16 protein-coding genes are annotated in these 16,800 nt (G+C 54.0%); 13 read left to right on the top strand and 3 right to left on the bottom strand.

Features of this window, described 5'->3' with window-relative positions:
• Window positions 1-104 precede the first annotated feature (104 nt).
• The 6 genes from GX030_10200 to GX030_10175 are packed head-to-tail and all read left to right on the top strand — an operon-like array spanning window position 105 to window position 5,403.
• Complete coding sequence (locus GX030_10200) at window positions 105-1,400, top strand: FAD-dependent oxidoreductase (protein NLV92746.1); 1,296 nt, start codon at window positions 105-107, stop codon at window positions 1,398-1,400.
• A complete protein-coding gene (locus tag GX030_10195; GenBank protein ID NLV92745.1) occupies window positions 1,401-1,679 on the top strand; it encodes a 4Fe-4S dicluster domain-containing protein in 279 nt (92 codons plus the stop codon). It begins immediately after the preceding gene.
• 31 nt (window positions 1,680-1,710) lie between these two features.
• Window positions 1,711-2,934 (top strand): arginine deiminase, encoded by a 1,224-nt coding sequence (locus GX030_10190; protein ID NLV92744.1) that lies wholly within the window; start codon window positions 1,711-1,713, stop codon window positions 2,932-2,934.
• Between the two features lie 35 nt (window positions 2,935-2,969).
• Complete coding sequence (locus GX030_10185) at window positions 2,970-4,388, top strand: hypothetical protein (protein ID NLV92743.1); 1,419 nt, start codon at window positions 2,970-2,972, stop codon at window positions 4,386-4,388.
• A complete protein-coding gene (locus tag GX030_10180) occupies window positions 4,342-4,728 on the top strand; it encodes a hypothetical protein (protein NLV92742.1) in 387 nt (128 codons plus the stop codon). Before GX030_10185 ends, GX030_10180 begins: the two co-directional genes overlap by 47 nt.
• A gap of 33 nt (window positions 4,729-4,761) precedes the next feature.
• Window positions 4,762-5,403 carry an SIS domain-containing protein gene (locus GX030_10175; GenBank protein NLV92741.1) on the top strand — a complete coding sequence of 214 codons (642 nt, stop codon included), beginning with the start codon at window positions 4,762-4,764 and terminating at the stop codon, window positions 5,401-5,403.
• Window positions 5,404-5,481: 78 nt separating this feature from the next.
• On the opposite strand, the gene GX030_10170 is transcribed toward GX030_10175, so the two are convergent.
• Window positions 5,482-5,838, bottom strand: a complete 357-nt coding sequence (locus GX030_10170) for a hypothetical protein (GenBank protein ID NLV92740.1) — start codon at window positions 5,836-5,838, stop codon at window positions 5,482-5,484.
• A gap of 247 nt (window positions 5,839-6,085) precedes the next feature.
• On the opposite strand from GX030_10170, the gene GX030_10165 reads away from it, so the two are divergent.
• Window positions 6,086-6,415: a hypothetical protein gene (locus tag GX030_10165; GenBank protein ID NLV92739.1), complete on the top strand. Its 330-nt coding sequence runs from the start codon at window positions 6,086-6,088 to the stop codon at window positions 6,413-6,415.
• 25 nt (window positions 6,416-6,440) lie between these two features.
• Here GX030_10165 and GX030_10160 read toward each other — a convergent pair whose 3' ends face one another.
• Complete coding sequence (locus GX030_10160; protein NLV92738.1) at window positions 6,441-6,713, bottom strand: hypothetical protein; 273 nt, start codon at window positions 6,711-6,713, stop codon at window positions 6,441-6,443.
• Window positions 6,714-6,790: 77 nt separating this feature from the next.
• Here GX030_10160 and GX030_10155 point away from each other — a divergent pair, with 77 nt between their 5' ends.
• Complete coding sequence (locus tag GX030_10155; GenBank protein NLV92737.1) at window positions 6,791-7,687, top strand: N-acetylmuramoyl-L-alanine amidase; 897 nt, start codon at window positions 6,791-6,793, stop codon at window positions 7,685-7,687.
• Between the two features lie 81 nt (window positions 7,688-7,768).
• The gene (locus GX030_10150; GenBank protein ID NLV92736.1) at window positions 7,769-7,969 is read left to right on the top strand and encodes a hypothetical protein; all 201 of its coding nucleotides are present in this window, start codon (window positions 7,769-7,771) and stop codon (window positions 7,967-7,969) included.
• A 252-nt stretch (window positions 7,970-8,221) separates the two neighbouring features.
• Here GX030_10150 and GX030_10145 read toward each other — a convergent pair whose 3' ends face one another.
• Entirely contained in the window at window positions 8,222-9,106 is an 885-nt protein-coding gene (locus GX030_10145; GenBank protein NLV92735.1) for a ParA family protein, read from the bottom strand.
• 196 nt (window positions 9,107-9,302) lie between these two features.
• Here GX030_10145 and pepF point away from each other — a divergent pair, with 196 nt between their 5' ends.
• From pepF to GX030_10125, 4 genes are all read left to right on the top strand, one after another.
• A complete protein-coding gene (gene pepF, locus GX030_10140) occupies window positions 9,303-11,108 on the top strand; it encodes an oligoendopeptidase F (GenBank protein ID NLV92734.1) in 1,806 nt (601 codons plus the stop codon).
• 65 nt (window positions 11,109-11,173) lie between these two features.
• Window positions 11,174-12,517: a DUF4147 domain-containing protein gene (locus GX030_10135; GenBank protein ID NLV92733.1), complete on the top strand. Its 1,344-nt coding sequence runs from the start codon at window positions 11,174-11,176 to the stop codon at window positions 12,515-12,517.
• 261 nt (window positions 12,518-12,778) lie between these two features.
• Window positions 12,779-14,065 carry an efflux RND transporter periplasmic adaptor subunit gene (locus tag GX030_10130; protein ID NLV92732.1) on the top strand — a complete coding sequence of 429 codons (1,287 nt, stop codon included), beginning with the start codon at window positions 12,779-12,781 and terminating at the stop codon, window positions 14,063-14,065.
• The coding region (locus tag GX030_10125) for an efflux RND transporter permease subunit (protein ID NLV92731.1) at window positions 14,062-16,800 on the top strand (2,739 nt) is incomplete at its 3' end. The genes GX030_10130 and GX030_10125, both read left to right, overlap by 4 nt.

The raw sequence follows: 16,800 nt of genomic DNA, 5'->3' as shown, positions 1-16,800 counted from the left end.
GGCGCTGACAGCCCCCTTCGCTACCGGGTTTCTGCCTTGCTGTTATAGAAGCCTGGTGTTGGCGGCAGACTAGAACCAGGTGGGTCAATAGGGGGTGGCCAAAAATGGCACAGGATTACTACGATGCTATCGTAGTTGGAGCCGGGCCCGGTGGAGCTAGCGCAGCCTTGGTCATGGCGAGAAATGGGATGTCGGTACTGATGCTGGAACGGGGGAAACAACCGGGAACCAAGACGATGTTCGGTGGGACGATTTACAGTCAGGCGCTCCAGGACTTAATTCCGGAATACTGGCAGGAAGCCCCGGTGGAGCGAGCCATCGTTACCGATTCCCTGTGGTTAATGGATGTCACGTCGGCGGTGCAGCTTCAGTTTACCGGTCTAGATTTCGGCAAGGCGCCCTTCAACAAGTTCTCTGCTTTGCGGCGCCGCTTTGACCCCTGGCTTGCCCAAAAGGCAGTAGAGGCCGGTGCTGAACTTCGAACCAGCAGCTGTGTCGCCCGCTGTCTTAAGTACGGACGTGCGGTGTGTGGAGTTGAATTGACCACGGGAGAGAAAATTTACGGGAACTTAGTTATCCTCGCAGACGGAGCTAATTCCTTCCTGGCTCAACAGTTAGGGATGCTGGGGAGGATTTATCCCGAGTCGGTCACCGCCTATGTCAAAGAGGTAATTGAATTGCCCGCGGGAGTAATCGAGGATCGATTTCAGCTGGAACCGGGGGAAGGGGCTACCTATGGAATGGTAGGATACCCCACGGCAGGAGCCATCGGCAAGGCGGGAATTTGGACCAACAAAGATAGCATCTCCTTGATGGTTGGGGCCTACCTGAACGAAATGATGGCTAAGCGTCTCAATCCCTTTGACCTCTTAGTGAGGTTCAAACGCCACCCCTTGGTGCGCCGGCTCATCGCCGGGGGCAAAACGGTAGATTACCTAGCTCACATCATCCCCAAGGGTGGGTACAAGGATATGCCTCAGTTGTACGACGACGGGGTTCTAGTCGTCGGAGACGCGGCTGTGATGATCCGCGGCCGCCACGGAACGGATCTGGCGATGTTGACCGGAAGATATGCCGGCGAGACTGCGATTCAAGCCAAGGCAGCCAACAACTTTACCAAGCGGGAATTGGTTACCTACAAGGCCAAGGTTGATCGCAGCTGGTTCATGCAGGATATCAGGGCGACGGCGAAACACTCGGGGTATTATTCCAAGTATTCCGATGCCGACTACTTGCTGAGCCGGGCGGCGAATCGCAGCGCCTACAGGATGTTTTCCGAGGTGCAAGTTTCCGACGCAGACAAGAAGCGGGCGATCTTTCAGGAATTGCGAAATCTGCAGCCCCTGGGTCGGAGTCTGGCCGATGTATACCAGGGCTTGTTGAACTGGAGGGTGCTATAGGTGGGCGGATGGCTAGATGAAACCCAGGACCCCTTGCAGTGGGTGAGGACGGATCCACCGGAGCATTCCCATATCACCATTGTCAACGAGGATAAATGCCTGCAGTGTTCCGTACATCCCTGTACCTATATCTGTCCCGGGATGGTGTACCATTGGGATGAACACCGGAAGAAACTCCTGGTTTATTATCAGCGATGTATTGAGTGTGGAGCCTGTGTGATTGCCTGTTATGAGAACATCAGGATTCAGTGGCCCGGTGATGGCAAAGGGATCTACTAAGGAGGTCTAGTGCCTTCTGGGAGGAGAAATTATGGGTGAAACTTCGCTAACGGTTTGGTCTGAGGTAGACCCCCTGAGGGCCGTGCTGTTACATCGGCCCGGTGAGGAACTAAATAACCTCACTCCTCGATATCTGGAGGACTTGCTTTTCGACGAGATTCCTTGGTTACGTCAAGCCCAAGGGGAGCACGATGCCTTCGCCCAAACTCTTCAGGAGCAAGGGGTACAGGTGTATTATATCGAGGATCTGGTGGCTGAGGTGGTTGCCGACGAGGCTGTGCGCCAGCAGCTAATTGCTGACCAATTGGCCTTTGTTCGTACCGGGGATCCCCACCTGCCGCAGATTCTGACAGAATACCTGCAATCTCTGTCTCCGAGGCAGCTGGTGACCCAGTTGATTGCCGGTTTGCCCAAGGCGGCAATCAGACCCCTGAAACCCTATCGCACCTTAAGTGATTTGACCTCCGCCAGTTATCCCTTTTATCTTGATCCCATGCCCAGCATGTATTTCACTCGGGATCATGGGGTGATGATCGGCCATCGGCTGCTGATAAGCAGTATGTTCAATTTCGCTCGGCGCCGTGAGACGCTGTTCTTGCGCATTGCCTGTGGCTACCATCGGCTGTTCTCGGGAACGGAGTTGCTGGTTACCGAGGAAATTCCTCGGGGCATTGAAGGCGGCGACATTCTGGTGCCGACGGACAATACCCTGATCATTGGCTTGAGTGAGCGAACCACCGAGGAAGCCATCGAAGGGCTGGCCCATCGGGTGCTTTTCTCCGACAAGGGGATTGAGCAGATCATTGTGATCGAAATCCCGGCAAAGCGGGCCTATATGCACCTGGATACCGTCTTTACCATGGTGGACTATGACAAGTTCCTGATGTATCCGGGGATCCGGGATAGGATCAAAGTGTATCAGCTTACCACCGGTGCCCACAGAAGGGTCGCGGCGAAAGAGGAAGATTCCTTAGCAAGGGCACTGGGAAGGGCCCTGGGCGTAGGCAAAGTGGAAATCATCTATTCCGGTGGAGGAGACCCGATTACTGCGGCCAGAGAGCAGTGGGGAGATAGTACCAATCTCTTAGCTCTCCGCCCCGGTGTGGTGATTTGTTATTCCCGCAATGAAGCGACCAATCGGACGCTGCGGGAGAGGGGAGTCGAGGTTCTGGAAATCCCCGGGTCTGAACTGGTACGAGGCAGAGGCGGGCCTCGTTGTATGAGCATGCCTCTAATGCGAGACAAGGGAAGGTAAAGCCAAACTCCCACTCGGTGGGAGTTTTTTTGTGGATGTTCATAGAAGGGCGGGAATATCTGGCAAGGGCAAAAATACGAAAGATTACCATAATTTTGCAGGCCTTCCTTGTGCCATCGAGAAGTACCGATTCAGGTTATGACTCTAGTAAGCTGCGCGAGGTGATATCGGTGTTCGTTCATAACTGGCCGGTACGGCGCAAGATTCTTGGGGTAACGGGCCTACTCCTAGTGATTACAGCCCTGGTAGCCGTCATCGGAGTTATCGGGATTCGGCGAGTTACCTCTAGTATGGACATGCTGTACAGTACAACATTGCAAACAGAGACCACTCTGTCCTCCCTCGACAGTGGTCTCTATCGGTTGGACGCCACTCTTCGAGCCGTGACCATGGCTGGTTCCCAACGGGAGATGGAGGAGAGCATTGCTGAGTTTCGCAGTGGTTTAGAAACTGTCAGGGTTCAGTGGGAGGAGTTTGTTGCTGCCAATTCCACTTTCCAGGATCATCACCTCGCCGATGGGGTCGACGAGGTCGAAGCTCTCGCCCTAGAGGAGACGCCATCCCTTTACCAGCAATTTTCCCAGCGACTAGAGGAATATTCAGCTAAGGCTGAGGAAGTAATCGGCGGTTCCGTGGTGATGGCGATGGAAATGGCTCGGGAAGCATCGGTGGTGATTGAGTCGGCCCGGGAGATTTTGTCTGAAATTCGCACCCTATCTATAGAAAAGGGCGAGGAAATGCAGGCTGATACAGCCCTGGTTACCGCGGCCGCAGTGCGGTGGCTGAAAACTCTGTCCCTTGCCGGGATCGTCATCGGAATCCTACTCAGCCTGTGGATCGCTTGGACTGTCTCCGGCCCCCTGCAACTGGCGGTTAGTGGATTGGAACTGATGGGTCAAGGGGATATGAGGGTACAGATCATTGACACGGGGCGGCGGGATGAAGTCGGTCGTTTGCTGACGGGATTACAGCGGACGGGAAACTCTCTGCGCCGGGCGATAGCCAGTGTGGTGTCTGTTGCCAAGGCAGTTTCCGCGGAGTGTCGTGAAGTGGCTGCCGGTGTTAGTCAAGTGGGAGCTTCCATTCAGCAGGTGGCTAGTACTGCCAACCAGTTTGCGGCTAGTGTCCAACAGGTAACGGCCAATAGCCAGGAAATGGAGAAGCAGTCCAATGCCGTGATCCAAGCGGCGGAGGCTGGAACTCAGCGTCTTGATCTGGCGGTGGCTAAGATGGAGGCCATCGAGATGCAAACCACCACCGTCACCCAGTCCATCAAAGGACTCATTGGCCGGTCTCGAGAAATTGGTAATATAGTGGCGTTGATTGCGGAAATTGCCAGTCAGACGGATCTGTTGGCCTTGAATGCCGCCATCGAAGCGGCCCGGGCCGGAGAATCCGGTCGAGGATTTGCGGTGGTGGCTGCGGAGATTCGAAAGCTGGCTGAGGACCGGTGAGGCGACGGAGCAGATTCGGTCCCTGGTGGAAGAGATGCAGCGGGAGACGGCTCAGGTCGATGATGATAACCGGCAAATGGTGCAGGAGGTAACCGCGGGTGTTGCCGCGGTAGGGGAAACCGAGGCAGCCTTTGTCCAGATTCGAGAGGAAATCCGTCGGATGGCGGCCAGGATCGACGAAGTGGCCGCTGCTGCCGCCCAAATTGGTGTCGGCAGTCAAGATATTGCCAGTGCGACGGAGGAGCAGTCGGCCTCGATTCAGGAAGTAGTGGCGATGATTGAAAGGTTGGCGCAGCAAGGCCAATTGCTCAATGAGTCCGTTCAGGGCTTCCGGGTGTAATGAGTTTGTTGCAGAACTTGGTGGTGAAAGAAAATGAAGCTTGACCCCTGTGGGCATCTGGAGCAGTTATTGGAGCGATATCCCCCATTAGCAGTATGCCGCGAAAGTATTTGGCAAGGGTTTCAGGCCATTAAAGCAGCCTTTGCCGCGGGGGGTAAGCTCTTGGTCTGTGGTAACGGTGGTAGTGCTGCCGATGCTGAGCATATTGTCGGCGAATTGATGAAGGGGTTTCTGCGGGAGCGAGCCGTGGGTGATGAGTGGGTCGAGAAATTCCGAGAGATCGATACCTCTCGAGGACCGCAATTGGCCCGGGCGCTGCAGTTGGGGCTTCCTGCAGTGGCCCTGAGCGCACACACCGCTTTGAACACTGCCGTGGGCAATGATAACGGTGGCGATTTGATTTTCGCCCAGCAAGTCTTCGTCCTGGGGCAACCAGAGGATGTACTCTTAGGTATTACCACGTCGGGCAATTCCACCAATGTGGTCAAAGCGATGATTACCGCCAAGGCCAAGGGGATGACTACCGTGGGACTGACGGGGGCGAACCAGGGCGAAGTCGCATCCTTCTGTGATGTACAGATTCGGGTACCGGCAGCGTCGACTCCTGTGATTCAGGAGTATCATTTGCCTGTATATCACGGGTTGTGTGCAATGCTGGAGGCGGAGTTTTTCTAAGAGTATTTCTGCAATCAAAAAAACACCGGGAGGGCTATGCCCCCCGGCTTTTTTGGTGCTTAAGATAAAATTCTGTCCCTACTTCGCCGGGAATCCCGCTACACTACCGGGCGCTGGGGCTACTGGTCCACCACCGGCCAACTTGCTGACTGTAGCGATGCGGTTCATCGGAATTTCGAGAATGACGTTTCCATTGATCAGGACAATGAATTCTCGCGTTACACGACTGAGAATACCGGCAACGGCGCTGTAGGCACCGCCGGAGGTGAGAATTACCAGGACATTGTCGTTGATTTGTCTACACAGTAGGTCGTGGAAACTGTCGCCCCGGGGACAGTCGTAATAAGATTGATACCTTTCAGTCCCACGCCGTTGATCGCAGTATCTTCTATCATCGCAGTATCTTCGATCATAGTATCCTTCAGTTCTACCCATTCGCGCGGACCTCCTCTTCTAGTCTTACCAAGTCTTACCAAGTCACCGGTTTTTCCCCTATTGGGCCTTTGGTCTTGGTTGCTATATACTATTACGTTTGACCACAGGTGCCTTAGGAGAGGGGTCCCAATTGCCGACAAACGGGAGTCGACTCCTAGCCCCAAGGTACTTACTCTGTGTATATACTATCCTGAGAGCGGCCTTCGGGCCTTTGGTAAGATAACTTTCGGAAAGTGAGGGCCAAGGAATGAGGAGAATTACTCTATCGTCGGATCCTCTTGCCGACGATCTTCCCGATGAGCTGAAAGAGGCAAACCTGCCGACCTTCACCATGGATCAACCCCAATTGTCGCAGACTGAGGCAGTGGAGCCCGATTGGTATCACGTGTTTCCCGGACTTAATCCTCAAGGAACGGTCCTGGGATCGCCGCCCCCGGCCTATGAGCCTGAGTTTTCCATGGAAGAGTTTCTCACCTCGGCCACTCCCCTGCAGGTAGAGAGATACCGCCGCCCTGGAGTTCTGGGGGGAGAAATCCTGTTGGTTTTGCTGCTGATTTTAATCCTGTTCCTGCTCTAGTTCGCGCTCGATAGGGACTTGCTTGTCACTGGGGAGGAGGCAGGGGTCCTCCTCCTGCTAACCTGGCGACTGCAGCAATATGACGAAAGGGAATCAAGGTTACTATGTTGTCGCTAATTAAGGTAAGATAATCGGCGTGGACCGCTCCAATCACTCCGGAGATGGCGTTATAGTTGGCGCCGGTAGCCAGGATAATCAGTACGCTATCGTCCTGATAGGCAGAAATCCCGTCAGAAAACCATCTGAGGGGATTTTTTTCTGCCTGCCGCCGCCACTTGCGTTTTGATACGGTGCCCAATCCCAATCCCTCCCAGGTTTGTTCTCGTTCTATGATATATCTTTGCCCAAGGGATGGTCACAGGGGAAGATGGGGTCATGACCAACCAAGTCTGGGAATATACTGAGGCAGCGAGGATTCTTGGGGAGGCGGTGTCGGTGCGGAAGGAGCGCGTTAGATTTGTTGTTATTACCAAGACCAAGCTGCTGTGGATAGGTCTTGCCATTTTGGGTTTGTTGGCCCTGTTGGCGGTTGTAACCACTCGCACTCTTCCTATCGTTGGCGATGAATTGCAGTTGCGGAGGGCCGACGTGGTCTTAGATGCCGGTCACGGGGGGATAGATTCCGGAGCCCATGACGGAGCTGGAGTCTATGAAAAGGATATCGTGTTGGACGTGGTCTTAAGAATGCGGGAGTATTTGGCGAGGTACGGTCTGACGGTAGAGTTGACTCGGGAGACGGATCAGGATCTGAGCGGATTTGAAACCCATCGTCGAGGTCGTCACCGCCAGGACTTGGCTAATCGGGTCAAAATTATGAACCAAGGACAGGTTGCCGTCAGCATTCATGTCAATGCCATAGCGGATCCTTCCGTTCATGGTGCCGTTGTTTTCTATGCCAGGGGTTCAGAGCAGGGAAAGCTCTTGGCGGAAAAGGTGCTGGCGGAATTGGGCAAGGTCCAGCACTTGAATCATTCCTTTGTGGTACCCAGGGAAAACATCTACGTCCTGCGGAACACGTCGGTGCCCACCATCTTGGTGGAGCTGGGATTTATCTCCAATGCCGAGGATAAAGCCAAACTGATCACCGAGTCCTATCGACAGACCTTGGCTGAGGCTGTTAGTCGGGGTATTTTGGACTACTTTGAAGTGGAACTGGAAGAGGACGTGACACCCGATGGAGCCGAGGGTGAGGAAGGACCGCTAGCTCCTGAGGAATCTTCCCGGCAAGGGGAAGGATTTTTCCGCCGGTGGTTACCCTTCCTGTTCAAGTAGGAAACTGTGGGGTTAACTGCTGTACTTAGCTGTGCATAGGGGTGGGTGGGCTGGGTCAGGCTAGGGGTGGAGGGATCAGACATGGCAAAATCCAAGTCCGGCGGCTCAACCCACCCTCGCCGGCCGCAACAGCCCTGGCACAGAGTGGATGCAAGACTGGAGGCCTCAAGGGAGCTGGCTCCCAATACCGGTGAAGGGGTAGATGCCCCCAGCATCCGGGAGTCTGGGGCCACCAAGGGACGGAAGTCGAAGCGGGTAGTTAAGCCAGAGCCCACTTCATAAACCCAAAGAAAAAAACAAATAGGACCAGATTCCCATGAACGCCTTCTCAGGGAGCTGAGTATGATAAAGCAAGACAGCTCGAGAGGAGGAGTTCTCCCTATGGTAGAACAACAAAGTGGATTCTTAGGTGGCAACTTCGGGTTTATCATTTTCTTGGTCTTGATCTTGCTCTTGTTTGGTGGCTTTGGCTTCTAACTTAGAGTGTTTGGGAGTAAAACCCCATCGGTAATACCGGTGGGGCTTTATTCATTCCTATTGGCCGGACAAGCGTGCCTTCACCTTTCCGAAGAAGGAAGTAGATTGACTTTTTCCCGTCGGGTCCGAGGTCGCCGCCACAGGGGCGAAGTCTTCCGGTAATTCTGCTAGGGCTGCTTGATTGCCATGGGCCAGGAATAACTCTCGGGCCAATCCGCGGTACGCGTCGGCACCGGCAATGGTGGCAGCATGGAAAATCACTGGGGTACCTTTTTTGGCTGATTCCGGGAAGCGAATACTGCGGTAGACGATATGGTCAAAGACTTTGCCTTCAGCTTGAAAGCGGCGGGAGATCTCTTCGAGAACTTCGTGGGCATGGTTGGTGCGCCGATCAAACATCGTCGGCAAGAATCCCAGGATCCGCAGCTGACTGTTCTGTTGTCCCTGGACCTGATGTACCAACTTGAGGAGGGCTTCGACACCTCGGAGGGCCAGATACTCACAGGCGATGGGAATGATTAAGCCATCGGCAGCCACTAAAGCATTGACGGTCAGCAGTCCCAGTGATGGCTGGGAGTCGATGAGGACAAAGTCATAGTTGTCCCTAACCGTTGACAAGACAGCTGCGATGCGGCGTTCCCGGGCCACCATCCCGATCAGCTCCATTTCCGCCAGGGCCAAGTCGATATTGGCGGGAACCAGGTCGACACTAAAGTCCGTTTGGAGCATGATCTCTGAGCTGATTTCGCCTTCCTTGAGAGCGTCGTAGACCGATGCTGTCAGCATGTCCGGTTGAAACCCGCAGGAGAGGGTCATTCCCCCCTGGGGATCGAGATCCACCAGAAGAACCCTCTGTCCCAGTTGCGCCAGCGCCGCTCCTAAGTTAACAGTAGTTGTCGTCTTGCCCACGCCGCCCTTTTGATTCGCAATTGTAATTACCATTCCCATATCCTTCACCGCCAGTTCTATTGAGCTCCACCCAAGGTGAGCTTTCGATCCCTTCGATATTTCGGATTAGGCCCGAGGGATTCCTGCTCCGGGAGGATCAAGTCCTGAGTTTATCGGGATGAAGGCAGGGTAAAAATAGTGAAAACAGAAAGAAAGAGTAAAGAATATGTAGGTTGGGGGAATGAAGTCGATGAGTGAACAGGGAAGTAATCGCTTGCCGACCCGTCAGGAAATTCCCGACGAGATGAAATGGCGGCTGGAGGATATCTATGCCAACGATGATTTGTGGTCCCAGGACTATCACTGGGTGACAGAAAAGCTTCCGGTCTTAGGTGAGTTTGCCGGACAGTTGGGGACCTCTGGACAGGTACTTCTGGATTGTTTGCGTCTGCGGGATCAAATCCTCGAGAAATTTGAGCGCCTCTATGTCTATGCCCGGATGCGGCAAGACGAAGACAACACCGATCCCAAGTACCAGGCCCTGGTGGATCGGGCTGAGACCTTGGGAGTGCAGGTCGGCAGCCAGACTGCCTTCGTCGAGCCGGAGATCCTGGGCATCCCGACGGAAACCCTGAGAGAGTTTGTCGAGGGTACCACTGGCCTTGACCTGTATCGCCACTACTTAGAGAATATCCAGCGGATGCGGGATCACACTTTGCCCGTTGAGCAGGAGCGCTTGCTGGCGGAAGCCTCGGAAATGGGTCAGGCTCCCAGCAATATCTTTTCGATGTTCAATAATGCCGACATTCAGTTTCCTACCATCCGGGATGAGTCGGGGCAAGAGGTGGAACTAACTAAGGGACGCTTTATCCAATTTATGGAGAGCAAGGATCGACGGGTGCGTATCGATGCCTTCAAGGCTTTGTACAGCACCTATGGGGCTTGGAGGAATAGTCTGGCCGCGATGCTAGCTGCCAATGTCAAGAGATTCGCCTTCTTTGCTCGCACCCGGAAGTACAACTTCCCCTTGGAGGCCGCACTGCACGGAGATAATATCGAGGTTTCGGTATACGACAATTTGATCAACGCCGTTCACGAGAACCTACCGGCATTGCATCGTTACGTTCGTTTGCGGCGTCGGTTGTTGGAAGTAGACGAGCTGCACATGTACGATTTGTACACTCCTATCGTCGCCGACGTTGACATGGAAATTCCCTACCCTGAAGCGAAGTCCACGGTGATCACAGGACTAGAGCCCTTGGGTGAAGACTACATAGCCAATCTCAAGGAGGGCCTGGAAAACCATTGGATCGATGTGATGGAAAACCGAGGCAAGACTTCGGGAGCCTACTCCTGGGGGGCCTATGGGACCCATCCCTATGTGCTGCTCAACTGGCAGGATACCTTGGACAACATGTTTACTTTGGCCCACGAGATGGGGCATGCGCTCCACAGCCATTATTCCGACACCAATCAGCCATACATTTACGCACAATATCCCATCTTCTTGGCTGAGGTAGCTTCGACGGTGAACGAGTCGCTGTTGATGCACCACTTACTGAACACCGTTACGGAACGGAACCAGCGCAGGTACTTGATTAATCACTACTTGGAGCAGTTTCGGGGAACCGTTTACCGCCAGACGATGTTTGCCGAATTTGAAAAGGAGATCCATCAGCGGGTCTGGGCCGGAGAGCCCTTGACACCCCAGGTGCTGTGCGACAGCTATCGACGGTTGAATGAGGTCTACTATGGTCCCGATATCGTCGTGGACCCAGAGATTGAGATGGAATGGGCCCGTATTCCCCACTTCTATACCCCCTTCTACGTGTATAAGTACGCCACCGGCTTTTCGGCGGCAACAGCACTATCACAGAGGATTTTGGATGAAGGGGAAGAAACTGTTGAAAGGTACCTGACTTTCCTGAAGGCAGGGGGTTCCGATTATCCCTTGAACATCTTGCGTCGGGCCGGTGTCGATATGACTACCCCAGAGCCGATTCAGGCTGCTCTGCGGGTATTTGCCCAATTGGTCGAGGAGTTGGAGACTCTCTAGCATAAGATCCCGTCTAAGTCAGGAGCAGAAGTCTGCCAGGGGATAATAGTAAGGGGGAAGACAAGTTGAGCTATGAAAAGTACCGAGAATTAGCCAAGAAAATGATCATGGCTGGCGTTGAGGCTGCTGATCCGACTAATTCTGTAGGCAATAACGTGCGGGTGTCCGATGGCAAGCTAATCATCTGTGACGATACCTACGATTTGGAACAGTATGATCGGGTATTGTTGTTTGGTATCGGCAAGGCTGCAACACCGATGTGCGCAGCCTTTGAGGCCATTCTCGAACCCGATGATGGGTTAGCTATCACCAAACTGGGCGACGAGATCAGCATCGTCGAAACCAAGATTCCGGTGAGAAGGGCATACCATCCAGAACCACGGGAAGTCAACGTCGAAAGTGCCCGGGAGATTTTGGACATGGTGGAGGCAATCAGGCCCGATGAAAAGGTCCTAGTTGTCTTCATGATCTCCGGTGGAGGTTCCGCTTTGTTTACCGTTCCCCCAGAGGGAATCAGCATCGACGATATGTATAGGCTGAATCAATTGCTAATGCACTGTGGGGCAACGATTTATGACATCAATACCATTCGTAAGCATGTATCCCAGGTTAAGGGTGGCCGTTTTTCCCAACTGTGTGCCAAGAAGGGTGCCGATGTGGCCGCTTTGATCCTCTCCGATGTCGTCGGTGATGACCTTTCGGTGATTGCTTCTGGTCCTACTTACATGGATCAAAGTACCTTCGACGATGCGATTCGCTTGATGAAGGAGTATAATATCTGGGATGAGACACCGGAATCCATTCGGGAGTACATGCTCAAGGGAACCCAGGATCCCAGCATGGAGCCACCCCGAAGGGTGCTTGAGAATACTCGCAATTACCTGATTGGAACTAACATGGTGGCAATGCAGGCCGCCAAGAAGGTAGCCGAAGAGGCAGGCCTGCCAACGATGATCTTGACGGGGCAGAATACTGGAGAAGCCAAGTACATAGCTCGGTGTATTATGGGAATTGCCAAGGAAATTCAAGACAGCGGCAATCCTGTATCTCCCCCAGTGGCTCTCATTATGGGTGGAGAGATGACGGTCACCTTTGACTGGGAGGACCGAGATGGCTTTGGGCCCAATCGAGAGTTTGTGTTGGCTTCTGCCATTGAGATAGCCAACCGCGATAGTATTATTGTCGCCGGTGTCGATACCGACGGCGTTGACGGTGAGGGTAAGTCCGGTGCCATCGCAGACCCCCGTACCGTGCATCGCACAGAGCTTAGTGCCAAGTACTACCTGGATAGCCATAACGCCGAGATTTACTTCGACGCCTTGGGCGATTCACTGGAGTTTGAGTCCCGGACCAACGTGAATGATCTCGACGTGATTATTGTGCTGCCGAAGGGAACCTGTACGGAGTAATTTTTCTGGCCGGTCAAGGAGAGAAAAGAGTGATCTTGCGTTTATTAAGCAGCGGGATCGCTCTTTTTTTATTATTTTTAGCGGAAATCAGCATACAATTGTTACCACTGAAGTCAAGGATTGACAGGATATTTGTGGTCTGATTATAATTAAGCCAGTTCTGACTGGACAGTCAGTCATTCATTCTCGTCTACCGCCCAGGTGAGTAGACCGGCGCGAGGAGTTAGAGTGGGAAACCACTGGGACAGGAGGTAGTGGAAAGTGAAGAGAGGTCTAATAGTTGGGTTAGTTGTAGTATTGATCGTTGCAGCCATCTTGGGGTTTCGCATTTTCTCCCAAAGGCCCAGTGAGACCGGCCAGATTCCGGTAGCGGTTCAGCCTGCCCTGCAATCTGGGGGAAGGGCAACGGCAGTGGTGACAGAGGAGCCGCAGTTTCAGCACATCGAGGAGATTCTTAAGTTACACGGCAAGCTGGAGGCCGCAAGGCGAGTGGATGTGATTCCCAAGGCGGCAGGTCAGATCACCGCGGTTTACCATTCTGTGGGAGATCGAGTCAACCGGGGCGACCTGCTGGTGCAGCTGGAAACCGAAGGATTGGAGCTGCAGCTGCAGCAAGCAGAGGCAGCCCTGGAGGCCGCCCAGGCCAATCTCCAAAGGACCGTGGAGGGAGCCCGTCCCGAAGAAATCGAACAGGCAGAAGCTGTTCTGGCACAGGCCCAGGCCAGCCTGGCCAACGTTCAGCTGGTATATGCCCGGAGTAAACGGTTGTATCAGTCGGGAGTATTATCTGGACAAGAATGGGATTCGGTCCAGGCGCAATACAAAGTTGCCGTCGCTCAGGAACGGGCTGCGGCCAAAAGCCTGGAGCTGGTTAAACAGGGAGCTCGAGAAGCCGATATCGCTGCAGTTCGGGCCCAGGTACGGCAAGCGGAAGTAGCCGTGGCCGCTGCGCAGCTGCAGCTAGATCACGCCTCGGTAACTGCACCTGTCTCCGGTACCATTGCCGCGGTGAATGCCGAGGTGGGGGCAATGGCTGCTACAATGCCGGTGGTCACCATCTTGGATTTGGACAATCTGAAGATTGAGCTCAATGTCGGCGAAAGGGAAATTGTATCTCTGGCCCCTGGGCAAGAGGTGCGGGTCCAGGTGGCGACCTTGTCGTCGGAGAGCTTTCCCGGTGTGGTCGACACCGTCTATCCTGCCGCGGATCCCGTCACTGGGCTTTTCAAGGTGGAAATCCAGGTAGATAATTCCCGAGGCCTGCTTAAACCGGGAATGTATGCTACCGTTTCCATTGTGACTGCGGCCAAGGATCACGCGCTCACCATCCCCAGCCGAGCTGTGGTTACCGCCAATGGTGTCGATGCCGTCTACGTTGTTATCGATGAACGGGCGGTCTTGACGCCGGTAACCCTGGGTCTAGAGGGAGACGGGGTTGTTGAGTTATTGGCGGGTGTTGGCCCTGACACTGCAGTGGTGGTCAGCGGTCAGGATTTTCTCGCCGATGGTGACGTGGTTCGCCCTGTGGAGCGAGGTGATCTGCGATGAGACTACCCCACTTGGCTGTAAGAAGGCCTGTCACTATCTGGATGGGCATCCTGATTATCGTGATCTTAGGTGTTGTCAGTGTGTCTCGGTTGCCCATAGAGTTGCTGCCCAGCATCGAAGTTCCCGTCCTAGCGGTGGTCACCACCTATGAAGGTGCCGGTCCCTTTGAGGTCGAGACAATGATCTCCCGGCCCTTGGAAGAGGTGATGGGAGCGGTCAATGGGATCACCAATATTGCGTCTACCTCCAGTCGGGGTACCTCCGTCGTCACCTTGGAGTTTGACTGGGATACAGATATGGACATGGCCAGCCTCGATGTCCGGGAAAAGGTGGACCTGATCAAAGGTGTATTACCAGAGGATGCCGACTCACCCATTGTGATGAAGTTCAGCCTGGACTCTATGCCGGTAATGCAGTTAGTCCTCCATGGAGACCGACCGGGTCATGAACTGCGGCGGATTGCCGAACAGGTAATTAAGAATCGCCTAGAGAGGCTGGATGGCGTGGCATCGGTGGAGGTTTCCGGAGGACAGGGACGGGAAATCCAGGTGATTCTTCATCCCGGTTTGCTGCAGACCTACGGGATTTCCGTGACTTCTGTGGTTCAAGCTCTGCAGGCGGCGAACCTGAACTTGCCCGCCGGCCAGATTACTGAACGAGGTCTGGATTATATAGTTCGCACTACTGGGGAATTTACCAATGTAGCGGAAATCGAAGAGGTGCGGGTTCCGTCCAGTCGCGGCGGGCTGGTCCGTCTGGCCGATATCGCCATTGTGAAGGACACCTACCAAGATGCCGACCAGCTCAGCCGACACAACGGTAGTCCCAGTGTTTCCTTGAGTATTCAAAAGGAAGCCGGTGCCAACACTGTGCAAGTTGCAGAGCGGGTGCATCGGGAAGTGCAGGCCATTGAAGCGGAACTTGTTGGGTTGGAATTGGTCGCGATCAACGACACCTCGGAATTCATTAGTCTGTCCATTAGAGGTATTGTTGAGAGCGCTCTCAATGGAGCCGTCTTGGCAATCTTGATTCTGCTGGTCTTCCTTGGTTCCATTCAGTCCACCTTGGTTATTGGCATCGCGATTCCGGTGTCAATTGTTGCAACCTTTATTTTGGTTTACTTCAGCAATACCACCCTCAACATGGTCTCCATGGGCGGCTTGGCCCTGGGAGTAGGTATGTTGGTGGACAATGCCATCGTGGTTTTGGAAAACATCTATCGGCATCAGCAAGAGGAAGGGAAGGAACCGAAGGTTGCCGCGGCAGAGGGTGCCGAAGAGGTGGGAACGGCCATCAGCGCCTCTACGCTGACCACCATTGCGGTATTCTTGCCGGTGGTGTTTATCGCGGGATTGGCCCGGGAGATCTTCAAGGACTTGGCCTTGACCGTTACCTTCTCCCTGTTGGCATCCTTAGGAGTTGCCCTCACCATCGTTCCCTCGGTGGCTGCCAGGTTGCTATCAACCAAGGATACCGGTCGGACTAAGAAGTCTTGGCTGCAAAGGTTTTTTAACAAGCTGCAAGCGGGATATAATCAGGTAATTCTCTGGGCTCTCAGGCATCGTGGGATTGTTATCGCTGCCACATTAGTTACCTTCATTGGGTCATTGGCCCTGGTTCCCAGCATCGGAATGGAGTTCATGCCAGAGATGGATGAAGGGACCATCAATGTCATGGTCAGTATGCCCAAGGGAACAAAGCTGGAAGACACTGATCGAATCGCAGCTTTGTTGGAAGACTACGCCCAGGGAATCCAAGAAGTAGATGGCGTGTTTGTTTCCATCGGAGCAGAAAGTGCCAGTTTGTATATAACTCTAGTTCCCTTGGAAGACAGGGAGAGAAGCAGCTTCGAAGTTGGTGAGGAGTTGCGTCAATATGCCTCGAGGCTGCCGGGAGCGGAGATCTCCGTCTACTCTGTGAGCACGATGATGGGATTCGGTGCGCCGATTCAAGTTAAGCTCAAGGGCGATGACCTGGCGCTTTTGGAAAGCTCCGCTCAGAGGATCAAAGCCGCTATCGAGCAAATTCCCGGCACCAGGGAAGTGTCCACCAGCCTTGAGGACACTGTTCCGGAATTTCGGATCATTGTTGATCGGGAGAAGGCTGCCTCCCACGGACTGAGTATCGCCCAGATCGCTTCCACCGTTCGGACCGCGGTGAGTGGCCAGACGGCCACTCGGTATCGCAGTGGTGGCAGGGAGATTGATGTGGTGGTTCGGTTCCAGGATCAGTGGAGGGGTGACACCGCTGACCTGCGCAGCATTCCAATCCAGACCACCCAGGGAGGCCAAGTTCCCTTGGGTGAAGTAGCCTCCTTGGAACTTGCCACCAGTCCCGTACAGGTGCAGCGGGAGGGACGAACCAGGGTGGTCTCTGTATCCGGTCAGATCATGGGTACAGACCTGGGTACTGTAATGCAGCAGGTATCGTCCCTTATCGAGGACATGGACTTACCCGATGGTGTGTTAGTAGAATTTGGCGGACAGGATCAGCTGATGACCGAGGCCTTTCAGCAGTTGGCCTTGGCCTTGGTGTTAGGGATAGTACTGGTGTTCATGGTGATGGCCGCTCAGTTTGAATCCTTGCTCCAACCCTTTGCCATCATGTTTACGATGCCCTTGGCCTTCATCGGTGTCGTCGGTGGCCTTTGGATCGGCAACTTATCCCTCAATGTCCCAGGATTGATCGGAATCATCCTCCTGGCCGGTATCGTCGTTAACAATGGAATTGTGTTG

This window comes from Bacillota bacterium (assembly GCA_012727955.1).
Taxonomy (GTDB): Bacteria; Bacillota; Limnochordia; order DTU087; family JAAYGB01; genus JAAYGB01.
This window is presented reverse-complemented; position numbering and strand designations above follow the sequence as displayed.